Consider the following 14,247-nt stretch of genomic DNA (forward strand, 5'->3'; position numbering starts at 1 on the left):
TGCAGAATGGAGGTTATAGCTAAGGGTACTACTTATTTATTGCTTTGCAGCACGTTTAATAACAGCTTCATTTTCTGAGAACATCTTTAATTTAAGTTAATATTCAGTCTTCTTGGGGGAGTGGGGAGATGAGGGCAGAGGAGCAGGGGAGCAGAGGATAATAATCAATGCCCAATGCTCAATGCCCAATGCCCTTTAGGAGTGCTGAGTGCTGAGTGGGGAATCTCACTTCTTTACTCAGCACTCGCAACTCGCAACTTGGAACTACTATGCCCCATTCCCCATTCCCATGACTTCCGCTATTCTTAAGGCAGTTACCGAGTTAGCTACAGAACATTGAACCAGACTACATCCAAATCCAGTTTAGGGGAATGGAGTCAGCGGCTGCTGGCAGCGATTTTTCTGGGTGGGCAAGTACTAGTTCACCTATTGAGAGGCAAAATCCATCGGCGCAACACTTTAGAACAAATGGCAGCAGTTGGGCCAGATTCCTTATTTATTGCCCTATTGACGGCTATTTTCGTTGGCGCAGTGTTTACCATTCAGGTGGCGCGGGAATTTATCAACTTTGGCGCAGGAAACATTATCGGCGGAGTCCTTTCTGTAGCGTTGACACGAGAACTCACTCCTGTGTTGACAGCAGTGATTTTGGCCGGACGAGTCGGTTCTGCCTTTGCAGCAGAAATCGGTACCATGCGAGTCTCAGAACAAATCGATGCCATGTTGATGTTAAGAACAGATCCAATCGATTATCTAGTTATACCCCGCGTCCTTGCTTGCTGTTTAATGCTACCAATTTTAACCCTTCTGTCTTTGGTGACAGGGATGTTCGGAGGATTCATCATTGCGACCAATATCTACAACCTGTCTGATACGGTATTTCTAGACTCAGCCCGTAACTTTCTTGGTCTCTGGGATATTTTTAGCGCGATGATTAAAGCCTGTTGTTTTGGCATTTTAATCGCTGTAATTGGTTGCAGTTGGGGGTTGACAACAACAGGAGGTGCTAAAGGTGTAGGACAGTCAACTACAACTGCTGTTGTGACTGCCTTGCTGATTATATTTGTTAGCAACTTCTTTCTTTCTTGGTTAATGTTTCAGGGGACTGGCAGTGCATTCATAGGGCTGTAGAAGTTGAGAAGTGATAAGTGAGGAGTTAAGAGTTAGGAGTGAGGAGTTTTAACTCATAACTCTTAATTCTTAACTTCTAACTCCTGACTCCTAAAATAGGAGAGATGCCTACTAAACAAAGCAGGATTTAAGACTGTGACCAGTTCATTTGCTTCTAACTCCACATCAACTGTGGAACTCAAGCCTAGTTACAATATACCCATAGTGTTGGTGATTGCCGCGATTCCAATCCTGTTGGTACAGCCGTGGGTAGGCTCCGTTTTCATGCTGTTTGGTTTGTTTCTCATGTTTCAAGCGTTAACGCTGCGTTTGCAATTTACCGCTACCGACTTAGATATTTACAGAGGCGAAAAATTGATTCGACGCTTTCCCTACCAAGAATGGCAAAACTGGCGGATATTTTGGAATAGAGTCCCCATTTTGTTTTACTTTAAAGAAATTAAAAGTATTCACTTTTTGCCGATTTTATTTGACCCCAACACCTTGAAAACTTGCTTAGAACAACGTTGTCCGCGTATTTAGTGCTGAGTGCCATCTGTGCTGAGTCGTTTTGATATAGACTCAGAACTCAGCACTCATGGTCAGGACTTTTATAACAGGTCAATTGTAATATTTCTGAAAGCTATTTATTCGCGTCATAGGAATTACACTATTGTTTATGAACCCAGAGGCATCTCAAACCCCAGAACCAATTGATGAGCGGTTGACAGAAAAACCAGAAGAGAACAATGCAGTTGAACATCCAGTAAATCCATCAGTTGAGTCAGTGGTAGACACAAAAGCCATTAGCTCATCAGAGGACTACACAAATTTTGAGCCACTCATTTCTAATGCAGAAGTGGTAGATTCTACAGTAGAGCTAACAGAAAATTCAAATGGCGAGTTTGTAGCGCAGTTAGAAGCAGAAAATGTCGCCCTGGGGTCTGAAATAGGATCGGGAAATCATTCATTATATGTAGAAGCAGAGCAGCGGATAGCAGAGTTGCAGAGTGCTGAAGTAGCTCTCAAGTCAGAAATAGCCAAGCTGCAAGCTTCTTACGAAAAGCTTCAGGCACAGGTGAGTGAAACTCAAACCTCACTGGGGCGACTCGTACAGGAGTCGCTAGTGCAGTTAGAACAACGCAAACAAACTCTGCAAATTTCTGTAGAACAACTAGAACGCCGTCAAGAACGTATCCGCAACGAGATGCGAACCACTTTTGCTGGTGCATCCCAAGACTTGGCAATTCGGGTGCAGGGTTTTAAAGACTATCTCACGGGTAGCTTACAGGATTTGGCCTCTGCTGCCGAGCAGTTGCAACTAACGCCAAGTGTGGTAGAACGAGAAAAACCATCTGTAAAAGAGGCTAAACCAGCTGAACCCCAACCTGGAATACCCCAATTTGCCCAACAGCAGTTTCAAGATACTACAAAGCAAATTCGCCGCCTAATTGACCAATACCGCAATAAACCAGATTACTACGGTCCACCGTGGCAACTACGCCGTACCTTTGAACCAATCCACGCTGAACGAATCTCCAACTGGTTTTTTACCCAAGGAGGAAGGGGTGGTTTGCGGACAATGGGTAGCCGCTTACAGAATATTCTGATTGCCTCAGCTGCAATTTCGATATTACACAAGCTCTATGGCGATCGCGTCCGTACTTTAGTCTTAGCTAATACGCCGGAGCGATTAGGTGAATGGCGGCGCGGCTTGCAAGATTGTCTGGGAATCGGTCGCCCAGATTTCGGCCCAGACCGGGGTGTGGTATTATTTGAGGCATCTGACGCTCTGGCTCAAAAAGCAGACCGATTGACGAAAGCCAATCAACTGCCCTTAATTATTATTGACGATTCAGAAGAACAAATCAGTTTGTCACTGCTGCAATTTCCCCTGTGGTTAGCCTTTGCTCCTGACCCCAAAATAGTGAGAAACTATGATGATGACTTTTAAATGAGTCATTGGTCATTGGTCAAGAGGTATTACTCTTGACTTTTTTAAATTTTGAATTTTGAATTGTATTATGGCTATTTGGTTAACTCTGTGCGGGACAATTGTGGTCGTAGCTTACCTGCTGGGTTCTTTTCCCACTGGCTACATTGCTGTGAAGCAGTTAAAAGGTATTGATATTCGGGCAGTTGGTTCAGGTTCTACTGGCGCAACTAATGTACTAAGAACCTTGGGCAAAGGGCCAGGAGCATTGGTTTTAGTACTTGATTCTTTAAAGGGTGTATTAGCGATCGCTCTAGTTTATTGGTTGTTCAATTTTAACCCAATTCAAAATTATACCCCTCCAATAGTAGATGCACAAGTGTGGCAACCGTGGCTAGGAACAATATCTGGGTTAGCTGCCATCCTGGGACATAGTAAATCAATTTTTTTGGGCTTTACTGGCGGTAAATCTGTTGCTATCAGCTTGGGGATTTTGTTGGCAATGAGTTGGCAGGTGGGTTTAGCAACAGCAGGTGTGTTTGCCGTGCTTGTGGCGATATCGCGGATTGTCTCTTTAAGTTCAATTGCAGGTGCGATCGCAGTTTCCATTTTCATGGTACTTTTGCATCAACCTTTACCCTATATTCTGTTTGGGATTGCCGGTGGATTGTATGTGATTTTGCGCCATCGCACTAATATTGAACGACTGTTTGCGGGAACGGAGCCAAAAATTGGACAACCTGTAGCGACAGAACCCGAACAAACTGCATGATGGGTAAGCGAGAGGCAAACTCAAAACTCTTCTCTCAGAATGGGGGAGATTATTCCAGAATTACTGTATTGATATTTTAGGGTTACGAATTAACTTTGCCTTTAATTAAACGGTGGAAAAGTCGGCAAGGCCACAAAAAAGCTCCACAAACACTCACTGAGGCGATGGCGGCCACAACTCGCCAACTTGAACTAGAGCCAGTGTCAGACTCGGAAGGATGAGCTTGTGTGTTTTTAGCTAATTCTGGCATTGAATGAGATAGCTGACTGGCTGTACTCACCCCTTCAATCGCTGCTCCAATTAGATAAGCTACTAGGGCAATTACTAGCCAGTTATTCATAATATTCCACTGTTTGAACTCTGAGCGTATGCTTGGCATTGAGCAATCATTTGATTTTTCGGACTAATGATTGCCGCCTTGCCCTAAGATAATCGACCTTCAGCCGTATCACGTATTAGGGGCAGTTTAGATTTTATGTAAGTATTGAGAGTGCTATCTGTCTGGGAATCAAGCCCTTGGTTTGCTTTTAACTGCTGGAGAAGCAATTGTACTAAAGCAGCATCGTCAAACTGGAGCAGGGTGCTGACTTGGGTAGACTCGATTACAGCCCAAAGCTGTTGCATCATTTTCGCTGTTACCATGAGTCTGTAACCTCTTAAGCTTTTCTTTATATTTACACGATTTTGGAATTTGTGGTTAGTTTTTATCTGAAGATTTATAAAGATTTAGGTTAAAAATGCCTGAGTCAGTTAAATCTGTTAAATTATAGCGTTTTTTGATTGAACCACACGACTGCCCACATGTTATCTTAACCGTGCTATGTAAAGAAATAAAACTGCCCAAAGACTTAAATTTTCCCTAATACCGTTTTTTTATGAAGCTGCGCCAAATCCTAGATTTTTTTTTCAACGCAAAGGTACGCAAAGGTTTTCTTAAGATAATTCGCTGTCTCCCAAAATAATTAGGCGCATCTTCATAGAGAATTGGTATAACCGTTTTTTATAAAGAGGGAATTGTAGCAAGACTTTTGATCGTCCACAATGCAGACATACGTAGGCATCAACGCTTTTTGTGAAGGGGAAACTTCAGTGGCTATGGGTAATTTTGTTAGAACTTTATTGTAAAACTTTCGCACAAGCTCCTTCCTGACCAGAAGGATCGGGAAAAATTGCTAAGGTGTGATATTCAGGGTTATCTGTTTTATATATGACTCGAAAAGTATACAACTTGTTTTTACCTTGCGCTTCGGTAACAACTGTTAAAAGTGTATTGCTAGTGGGAGGAAGTCCAGGAATGTCTAGTTTTTGAATTCGTCTGAGTTGAATTACATTTGCTGCGGAGTTTTTACAATCTCCTGAACTACTATTAGCTTCTTGACCAAACTGCATACATACTGGCCCATCAAAATCCATAGTTACCTGTGATGGATCATTTAACCAAACTTTTTTAATTATTTCTCCAGCCGGAATAAAACTTAAGTTTGTTCCTTGTTGATACCAAACATCGACCGTAGGTATTAGTCCCCCTAAACCTTGTGCTTGGCAGGAAAATATGGAACGCAGAACGGCGTTATTAGCTACAGCGCGACCTACCAACAAGAACATAGCAACCGAGAAAATTAAGGAAGCTATAGGTAGGAAATAAGAACGTTTTGGGTTATTTCCTGACAAGTTAATATTCTTTTTCATGGTTGCAAATATCTAAAATTGGTATAAATTCTACCCCTTAAAACTGAGTTGGTTGATTAACGTATATTTCAATATTTGTGCCTGCTGGCAAAAACCAAACATTCGTTTGTTGAGACATTTGGGCGATCGCCTGTTGATTACGTTGGGCAATTTGGGGTACTACAGAGTTCATACCACCTTCTAGAACCCCCGCTGCAAGGTTGCGTCTATTCTCAGTGACAGTAGTATAACCAGTGACGACATTATTACCATTGTTGGGGTTATTGCTGCTGCCGCCATTTTCGCTATTGTCGCCGTTAAGGACGGCGTTGTTGCCATATCCTCCATATAAAGGCAGGAGTTTGGTATCAGGACGATTTACTAGCTCTGCTGCTTTAGCAATACCTCCCAAAACGAATAGTCCTGCATCCATCGAAGCTATAGACGAACTTTGACCAGGAAATTTATTTGCGATTAAAGGTTTACCTTGGGTACCGCGAAGAATAATTGCATTGTTGGGTAAGCTTCGTTCTATAGGGTTGCCATTATTTTGCGAGATAACTTTGACTACGTTCATCTGCAAAAGACCTTGTTCAGAAAGCGAACCAATTTCAGCTAGGAACTCGGTGTTTGCAGGTAGAGCGATCGCACCATCGGTAGATTTTAGCGGTTCTTTCAATCGGATCACAAATACGTTTTTCGCTTCATCTGTATCACCCCCACCGCCTGACTTAGTAGTGGTTTGTCCAAATATTGCTGTTGCCAACACAGCTTTGGCACTACTTCCAACTGCTACAGATTTCTCTCCCTGCGGTTGGGCTTGACTGACCGCAGAATTTTCCGGTTGTGAGGTTTGTGGGGTTTGCTCAGGATCGGGGTTTGGTGTCTCTTGCTGCGGCCGCGCATTGTTTGCAGGTTCCAAAGTAGCTATATTACTAGTAGGTTGATTGCTAGCATTGACTTGACCGTAGCTACCTAACTTTGCTAACCTTGCCCACTCTGCAAATGGATTTGGTGGGGGTGCTGGAGTTACTGGAGTTACATTAACGACCGGTTGAGTAGTTGGCTTGGCAACTGGTGGCCGAGGTGATATCGAAGGTTGAGAAGCAGGTACTCTAATGATGCGCTCAACTGTCACTGTCCGAGGTACGTAAGCTGTTGGTGGGGGTGTTGGGATCACTTTCTGTCTAACTGACGGTTGTTGTAAGGCTACTATTGGCGTTGATTTGGCAATTCTAAGCTGTTGTTGGGCAGCTTTCACCATCTGTGCTTGTTCAGTCAGGGCTAATTTCGTTTTGAGAGTATCTATTTGGCCTTCCATCTGTTGAGATATGGATTCATCAGTAGGCTGCTGTTGCACTGGTGGAGAAACAATAGTTTTTGGCTTTTGATTGCTACCACTCATCAACTGAGACAAAAACACACCACCCACCAAAACGATCGCTAAGGTAGCAGCCCCTACCAAGCCTAACTTGGCAAAGGGATTAGATGAGAGTGCTTGCTTAGTCTGAACTTCTTGTGGAAGAGATAGCGACTCTGGCGGCGTTGCAGAGTCTTCCGATCCTTCGGTGTCACTAGAAGAAGATTCTTCTTCAAAGCCGACCAACCTTGACATCCGCGATTCCCAATCTACAGATTCTACTTCTGGTTGGCGATCGTCGGTAGTTAGAGTAAATCCATTTTGGGGAGGCGTTTGGGCAGGAATTGAGTATCGGGTCATGGTAGAGCCTTGTTTGGATTTCCAGAACAATTATTATCTTTAATTTCACATATATTATAAATTTCTAATCTGGCTTCCCCAAGGCGGTAAGCTGCAAACTGCGACGGTAGTGCTGCATTTGGTAGTGAAGTTGCAGGTTCATCTATTGCTCTAACTAAAATTTGTTTATTAAAGGAAACTGATTTCCCTAATTTATCATAACTGTTAAAAATTAATTGATTGGCAAGTATCTCTACTTTCCACTTTCCATTACTTATTTCTTTCGGTTGAGAAACTTTTTGAATTACTAAGACATTCTCCGCTCCTCTATTAACATTTTCAAATTGGCTATCTGGATTTAAATTAGTAATTTCTGACTTAAGTTTTTCTTTAAAATCATCAGCTACCAGTTGGGAGGTAATTTCCCACACTTGTGTTGGTGGCTGTTGTTGTGACCAGGTAAGCATTAAACTTATAGTTTCACCCACAAAGCGCCGAATAGTTTCTGGTTGTCGCTCTAAATTGGGTTGGGGGTCTACCGTTATAGCATGACCATCAACAAGTTGCACTAAACTTTGAGGCGTGAGTTGTCGACCTAACTGTTGTAACATAGACCAGTGAAATATTAGTAACAGCAAGGTAAATAGATGTAAACCAAACGTTCCTACTGCCAACAACGGTAAGGGACTATTTTTCTTATTTTCTGGTTTGAGTAATTGCATTAATAATCGATCGTATAAAAAAATTGAACTATCTTCACGTAAAAAATCGATTATCTGATAAAACTATCAGATGTTTGTCCAGTTCCGCATTGTTTTAATTGATTTTTGTTCGGGTTGTAGTCATCTAGCAAACATAAGTTACGAATTTCATAAATTTCTAGTCTATCAGCGCGGACACTATAAATTGCTTTTTGCAAATCGGTACTATTGTCGGCTTGTGGATTAGCAAAATAATCTGCTGCACGTACAAGGAAATCTTTATTAAAAGGAGTTATAAGTTTTGCACCACCAACTCGGTTTTTTTGAACTAAGTCGGCTACCATACCCACTTGCCATTTCCCTGGTGCAATTTGTTTTGGCGGATAAACTCTCTTAATTATTAGTTGTGAAGTCATCGCTTGGTTGGGATTTTCAGAGAAAACTTCTGGCGGTGTGATTTCTGCAACTGTGCTTAAAAAACCTTTGCGAAAGTCTTCTGATAAGGCAAAACTAGCTACCCAACTGCTGGTAGTAATTTTTTGGCTACCACCTTGAGGTGTATTAATCAGTATTCCTAAATCGGATTTGGGGTTTGCGACTTCTTCAATAGTTTGTGGTGGTAAGGTTCCAGACCAACTAAACATTGATATCATCGTTTTGCTGATAAATTGGCGAATTGCTTCTGGTTCTCTTGCTAAATCATCAATATTATTTACTGGTTTACCGTCGATTAATTGCACAAAGTTGGGAGGTTTTCTCAGACTGAGTTGGCGAATATTTAGCCCTTGTAATAAGAATAAAAATAAAACTAATATATGTAAACTAAAGGTTGCGATCGCAAAAAACGTCAAAACACTTCCCGTTCTTTGTCTTTTTTCTAGTAAACGCACCATTTCTTCACCTCCTCCTGCAAAAACTTCAGCTATTATATATGATGTTTTGCATATACTTACTAGTTACAACACTTGCAAAAATTTTATATTTTCTATATCCTCTCCTTTACTAAAGAAGCCGTACTGCTGATTGCGCTGAAGACTGCAAAACCACCAGCAGCAGCCACAAGTAAAGATAAAATTGGTGCTAAAATCCCCAGAAAAATTATGAACCACATTAAATCTGGATCGACATTAGCATTTTGACCTGGGCCATTGACAATAACTGCGGCAGTCAGCACAGCAATAATATTGAAGGAAATTTTGGCGATTCCAATAGATAGAAATCCAGTCAGCCATGCAAAAATTGGTTTACCAGCTACAGGTAGTAAAGATCCACCTACAGCTATTGGCCCTAAAACTGCTATTAACAACATAGTAGCTTCTATCAAATTTTGGAAGGCATATTGTAAGGAAACTAAAAAGTTTTTGATGCTCGTTTGGACTGTAGAACCTAACAGAGAATTAAAAGAGGTTTCTGATACAATGCCAGTGCCATATCTAATATTATCTACCTTAGTTTGTAGTCTATTTATCCAGTTTTTATTTCCATAAATATTTCTATATTTCTGCCAGAGAACGTTGACTTTTTCAGCAGCTTTCACAAAACATTGACTTTGTTGTTCGCCAGTTAAAGATTGGCAAGGACGTAGTAAAGAACCAGCTACTTCTTCAGCAACACTCATATTCAGTGCTTGCTGGTATATTTTATCTGCATCTGCTGAAACCACTACTTGCTGATTCACAGTGTTTAAAACATTCCGCACTCCCAGCGTCAGATTAGACAGTATACTTCCATTGCCTGAATTACTTAAGAGTACTACCACAATAAAAGGCCAAATTAAAGCTGATATGGGACGGGTGTATTCGTAGGATATTAAGTCTTTGAGGAATTGTATCATAAAAAATAACAGGGTTCCTACAGCAAAAAAAATACCCAGATTTGTCAGTGCTCCATACAAGTTATTACTGGTGTTATTTTGTAATAAATCCAGCCATTGCTTGTCCCAACCATCAGCAATACTTTGGGAAGTTGCAGCACCATTATCGATAACCTGATCGATGCCTACTTGGGCAAAAATTAGTTTAATAGCAAGTTGCATTTTGAGTTTATGGGCTATTTTCTTAGATTTTGCCAGGTGCTTTAGGAAAATAACGCACCCTTCTAAACTTTTTTAGATTTTTTATTGGTTTATCACAATTTAAAGTATTTTAAAAATGGTCTAAAAGATTAGAGTTTTTTTCTCTTAAAATCCTGCTGATTAACTTTTCTGCCAAACAAATCTAGTTGAGAAGTCGCTCGTAAAAGTCGCGCTGCTTCTGTAGATGTTTCTACTCTCCGAGCGCGATTTGCCTCTTCAGACTGCTGAGAAATGTTTGCTAAATTTAAATTAGAGTATTGCAAAGCCTGATTATTTTGTAATGTCTGACCAAATGTTTCAGCTACAATTTTTATTTGTTCCTGTTGAATTTTAAGGGTTTGTTCTTGATTAGCGCCTAGCAATCTTGCTAAAACTGCAGCACCTGGGTCTACACTAGCGATTTTACTATAATCAATGTTAGTAGGAAGTAAATCGAGCAATCCTTGACTCTTGTCGTTGGCTGTCTGGGCAAATTCCTCAATGTCTTCTAGAGATTTCTCAGTATTTTCTAACTTTGTTTTTATCCGAGTTTGTCCATTTTTACCAAGAACACCTACCGCTACTCCACGGGTAATTATACGATTAATTTCATTACTAACTAAATTTCCTCGCACTGCTGCATTATTCTCAAAGCGACTTGATTTAGCATCTGAATTATAAGAGTAATTAATTGAATCATCACGAATTTTTTGTCCCGCAGCAACGGGGTTAGGTATCTTCAAATCTCCCTTGGCACTCTCAATCGCAATTTGACTCTGGCCTTGTTCTAAAGGGTTTAAGGTATACTTTAAATTATTATGTTGAAAGTAATCTTGCATATCTTGGGAATATGATTGAAAGTCAGTCCAAACCTGACCTAATCCGCCCGTCTGAACTTGTGCTACTGCTGGTAGTATTGCCAGGGATGATAGCAAGGTAAAAGTGAAAATGGTAGTTTTTCGCATACATCTGTGCCTGAGAAAGATAAACTACATTATATAGTGAGGTAAAAATTTAGCTTTTGAACCGTGCTAATTTTAGATTTTGGATAATAGAATTAGTTTTTCGGTTCAATCGCCGACGCTATTCTAAAATCTAAAATTCCTGAGCTACAACCCGAGAATGGGTGCAGTAAATCTAAAAGACGTTGCTAACTCGCTAATGCTACACTATCAAAAATCTAAAATCCAAAATGGTTTGACTCACTATTAACTACTTACATAATTCAATTAACTACTACGTAGAGTAGCCACTAATTGACGCGCAAACGCAGAAATTGCTTCATATTTATCGCTATGAAGTTGCATCATTTTGCTACGTGCAGTTTGTTCAGCAGGGTTATTAGCAACTGCTGCCAATTGCTCGTAACCTGGATAATAACGACAGAATGTATAAATACCGTTATCATCTAATAACCATTGGCTATAAACGCCTTCTTTGCGGGGAAAAAAGCTTTCTGAGGCATTACGAGAAATAACTTGGCGGGGATATTTCAAGATGTCTGCAAAACTATCTACTGCAACTGGCTGAATGCGTCCAATCAATCGTGTTGTCAGGTTTTGCAATATTTTCGATGCAGCTTTAGATTTGGCAATGGTGTCAGGATCTTGTCCTGATAAGATGACTCTGATACCGGCTTTAGCGCCGTTAGCACAAATTCTACCAACTAAGTCGGAAATTTGCTCGAACTCAAATAAAATTGGTGCTTCGTCGATAAAGAATATGGAAGCTGGACTACTTAATGCGCGTCGGAGTGCGGCTGAATAAGCACTCAAGGATAGTACGGCTGCATCTTCACTATCTGATAGGTTTCTGAGAGCAAAAACTAAAAGTTGTGCATCGGTAGGAAAGCTGGATGGTGCAGAAATGGCTTGTCCCACGCGGCTAGAAAGCCAAAAGCGTAAGCGCAACTGAATTTGGCTGAGAGCGTCTTCTACTCTGCCAGTTAAAGAACTTAGCTGCAAGTGTTCTGGTGAGCAGAAAAAGAGAAAATCTTTTAAAGTGGGGGTTTTCTGCCAAGCAAGAGTGCCAAATCCTCCCTCCATCGCCTGTCGATATCGCTCTTTGATGCCCTCATCTCTAAAGAAGGCTTCTAATGCTAAGTTGAGCAGCGATCGCACGGTTTGCGATAAAATTTGACTTTCAGTGGACGATCCTAAAACCATTGTCATTAAGGCTGATTCCAGGAAGGCGGTATAATCGTTGAAGCGATCGCGCTGTTGTTCTGCTTCTAGCGATCGTAAGTCTGGCTGCTCAAATAAGTTATTCGATTGTTTGGAAATATCAAAATAGGCTCCATTCCCCTCCATAAACTCTGTGTAGTCAGTGAAAGTAGATGTCCCATCAGGTTTAGGGAAATCTAACGCTACAACCGGAATCCCATGCGCTAAAGCCTGAGTTAAAATCCCTGATACCAACACCGATTTACCAGCACGAGTTGTAGCAAACAAAGCTAAATTTTTGTGCTGATTAAATAAATCTAAATGTATGGGTGTTCCGCCTTCTTCAGCAATCAACTCAAAGCCTTGTTTGTCACCTTTTTTACTTAAAACTAGAGGCATTAATCCCGGAACTTCACTTGTTAAATATAGCTGACGACGGTTAAAGGGTGTTGCTAATAAACCCTCCCAAACTATCGGTAGAGTTTGCAGCCAAATTTTCCAAGCATATTCAGTTTCCCTAATTACCTTGGCTGGGCGTTGAAAACAATTTTCAATATATCTTGTCGCCTCATCTAATTTTTCTACAGTTGGACGATGTACTAAAATAGCGACACTCGTATAAATCGGGACTGCACCTTCAAATAACTGTTCTTGTGCTGCTACCGATTTCTTCAACTTTAATTGAGCGTTGACATCAATAGTTTTACTTTTTTCTTGAGCCATGATTGTCGTCATGTTTGACTGCTTCAGCACTCGTTGCAAAGTAGTTTTTACCACTGCTGGATTTGCGGCAGTCAACTCACAAAAAATTTCTGTATCTACTACTGTTTCTCTGGCCAACAGCTCCCATAAATAGCGTAGTTGAGCCGATTTATTGGGCCAACCGCCGGGTTTTTCCAGAAATGACAGCGTGCCAATATAACGATTATTAACATTAACCCAGCGGCGATCGGCACAAGGTACACTAGATTCCATCAGCAAAGTTGTGCCGTGGATATTGTCTAGAAGCAATTTAGTACTAGCTAAATCGGAATTAACTTGTTCGTGTAGTCCTTGTTCATCTAAAGTCATTAACTGGGGAATATCTATTGGCTGCGTATCATTAAACCTTTTCCAGATGTCACTCCAAAGTTCATCAGCAGTCAAAGGTTTGACATCCAATCCCATTTTGTTAGATAAGATTTGTTCCCAACGAAGAAAACCTTGGTTGTAAGCATTTGTAATCAGGGTTTCAATGCGTTGATTTTCTACTTCTGAAAGATCGCCTTTGAATTTCAACCACCACGATTCAGCTTTGACTAAAAGCTTTTCTATCCAATCATCTGCGTGTTGCGAGTTAGATTCAATGGTGTATGTGACATAAATCCGCAAAAATTTTGGTTTACGAATTCCAGAAAGAGTCAGTTCTTTAATTCTAGCTCTCTCCGCCATCAATAAATATTTTATGTCTCGCGATCGCGCATTTCTGATTAATGTTGCTAATTCTTTTTGGCGTTCTTTGTCTGAGCTAAAAGAACCCAAGTGCAGCGTCATCCTTTCACCGCTAGGAATGTCTTTTAATCCGGCTTCAATGTTATTAAAAAGTGTATCAATTTGTTCAGGTCTTAAGGTGGTATGAATTCCCTTACAATCAAAACCAAAAACAAAGCAGAACCGATCTTTTTGAGTACCTTTTGTCAAAAGATAAGCGCCAATATCACGTCCATTCATGGCGACACGCAGCATTGTCGCCAAGTGCAAGGCATCTTCAAATGGCGTTAATCTACCTTCATTTCCGGCGATGCCGACGCTTTGTTTTCCGATTTTTTGCTTCATGGTTAACTTCCAGTAAGCTTTGATAACGAGCAAAGCCTCTTGTCCAAGCGGGAACCCCGATAAATTTACTTAAAAAACTCCAACTCCTACCACCAGTTAAGATCCACCAAGTTCCTATTCCCCAACCAGTAATTAGTACTGTCCACAACCATTTTTGAAACTCTTCTTGGAAAATCCCCCCAAAAATCCCATTGATAATAAAGTAGGAGGCTAAGGCAATTACCGTCCAAGGAAGAATTTGATCGGCAGGAATTGGCCCTAACGAAGGTTGGCTTCCTAGAACTTGATTGACTGGACGAAATTCTTGTTCCCGCTCTTGAGACATTTGAAATAT

The 14,247-nt window shown here is 40.9% G+C and carries 14 protein-coding genes; 4 read left to right on the forward strand and 10 right to left on the reverse strand.

Going from position 1 to position 14,247, the window contains the following annotated elements; genetic code table 11:
• Positions 1 to 336: 336 nt before the first annotated feature.
• The 4 genes from V7L12_RS18435 (at position 337) to plsY (ending at position 3,815) form a co-directional block, all read left to right on the forward strand.
• Positions 337 to 1,131: an MlaE family lipid ABC transporter permease subunit gene (locus V7L12_RS18435; protein WP_335086363.1), complete on the forward strand. Its 795-nt coding sequence runs from the start codon at positions 337 to 339 to the stop codon at positions 1,129 to 1,131.
• A 135-nt stretch (positions 1,132 to 1,266) separates the two neighbouring features.
• The gene (locus V7L12_RS18440) at positions 1,267 to 1,653 is read left to right on the forward strand and encodes a DUF3119 family protein (RefSeq protein ID WP_335086365.1); all 387 of its coding nucleotides are present in this window, start codon (positions 1,267 to 1,269) and stop codon (positions 1,651 to 1,653) included.
• A gap of 136 nt (positions 1,654 to 1,789) precedes the next feature.
• Positions 1,790 to 3,064: a DUF3086 domain-containing protein gene (locus V7L12_RS18445; protein WP_335086367.1), complete on the forward strand. Its 1,275-nt coding sequence runs from the start codon at positions 1,790 to 1,792 to the stop codon at positions 3,062 to 3,064.
• Positions 3,065 to 3,134: 70 nt separating this feature from the next.
• On the forward strand, positions 3,135 to 3,815 hold the full coding sequence (gene plsY / locus V7L12_RS18450; RefSeq protein ID WP_335086369.1) for a glycerol-3-phosphate 1-O-acyltransferase PlsY: 681 nt from the start codon (positions 3,135 to 3,137) through the stop codon (positions 3,813 to 3,815).
• A gap of 82 nt (positions 3,816 to 3,897) precedes the next feature.
• On the opposite strand, the gene V7L12_RS18455 is transcribed toward plsY, so the two are convergent.
• The 10 genes from V7L12_RS18455 to V7L12_RS18500 all read right to left on the reverse strand — a co-directional run bounded on the left by V7L12_RS18455 (position 3,898) and on the right by V7L12_RS18500 (position 14,238).
• Positions 3,898 to 4,155 (reverse strand): hypothetical protein, encoded by a 258-nt coding sequence (locus V7L12_RS18455; protein ID WP_335086371.1) that lies wholly within the window; start codon positions 4,153 to 4,155, stop codon positions 3,898 to 3,900.
• Positions 4,156 to 4,238: 83 nt separating this feature from the next.
• A complete protein-coding gene (locus V7L12_RS18460; RefSeq protein ID WP_334814990.1) occupies positions 4,239 to 4,457 on the reverse strand; it encodes a hypothetical protein in 219 nt (72 codons plus the stop codon).
• Positions 4,458 to 4,931: 474 nt separating this feature from the next.
• Complete coding sequence (locus V7L12_RS18465) at positions 4,932 to 5,504, reverse strand: hypothetical protein (RefSeq protein WP_335086373.1); 573 nt, start codon at positions 5,502 to 5,504, stop codon at positions 4,932 to 4,934.
• A gap of 37 nt (positions 5,505 to 5,541) precedes the next feature.
• On the reverse strand, positions 5,542 to 7,203 hold the full coding sequence (locus V7L12_RS18470; protein WP_335086375.1) for a hypothetical protein: 1,662 nt from the start codon (positions 7,201 to 7,203) through the stop codon (positions 5,542 to 5,544).
• Positions 7,200 to 7,904 carry a hypothetical protein gene (locus V7L12_RS18475; protein WP_335086377.1) on the reverse strand — a complete coding sequence of 235 codons (705 nt, stop codon included), beginning with the start codon at positions 7,902 to 7,904 and terminating at the stop codon, positions 7,200 to 7,202. The genes V7L12_RS18470 and V7L12_RS18475 overlap by 4 nt, the downstream gene beginning before the upstream one ends.
• Before the next feature lie 50 nt (positions 7,905 to 7,954).
• Positions 7,955 to 8,776 carry a hypothetical protein gene (locus V7L12_RS18480; protein ID WP_335086378.1) on the reverse strand — a complete coding sequence of 274 codons (822 nt, stop codon included), beginning with the start codon at positions 8,774 to 8,776 and terminating at the stop codon, positions 7,955 to 7,957.
• Positions 8,777 to 8,868: 92 nt separating this feature from the next.
• Complete coding sequence (locus V7L12_RS18485) at positions 8,869 to 9,918, reverse strand: hypothetical protein (protein WP_335086380.1); 1,050 nt, start codon at positions 9,916 to 9,918, stop codon at positions 8,869 to 8,871.
• A 128-nt stretch (positions 9,919 to 10,046) separates the two neighbouring features.
• Positions 10,047 to 10,901: a hypothetical protein gene (locus V7L12_RS18490; protein WP_335086382.1), complete on the reverse strand. Its 855-nt coding sequence runs from the start codon at positions 10,899 to 10,901 to the stop codon at positions 10,047 to 10,049.
• A 264-nt stretch (positions 10,902 to 11,165) separates the two neighbouring features.
• On the reverse strand, positions 11,166 to 13,913 hold the full coding sequence (locus V7L12_RS18495) for a hypothetical protein (protein ID WP_335086384.1): 2,748 nt from the start codon (positions 13,911 to 13,913) through the stop codon (positions 11,166 to 11,168).
• Positions 13,867 to 14,238, reverse strand: a complete 372-nt coding sequence (locus V7L12_RS18500; protein WP_292764466.1) for a hypothetical protein — start codon at positions 14,236 to 14,238, stop codon at positions 13,867 to 13,869. The genes V7L12_RS18495 and V7L12_RS18500 overlap by 47 nt, the downstream gene beginning before the upstream one ends.
• Between the last annotated feature and the right edge of the window lie 9 nt (positions 14,239 to 14,247).

The sequence above is a fragment of the Nostoc sp. genome, assembly GCF_036918245.1.
Classification (GTDB): Bacteria; Cyanobacteriota; Cyanobacteriia; order Cyanobacteriales; family Nostocaceae; genus Nostoc.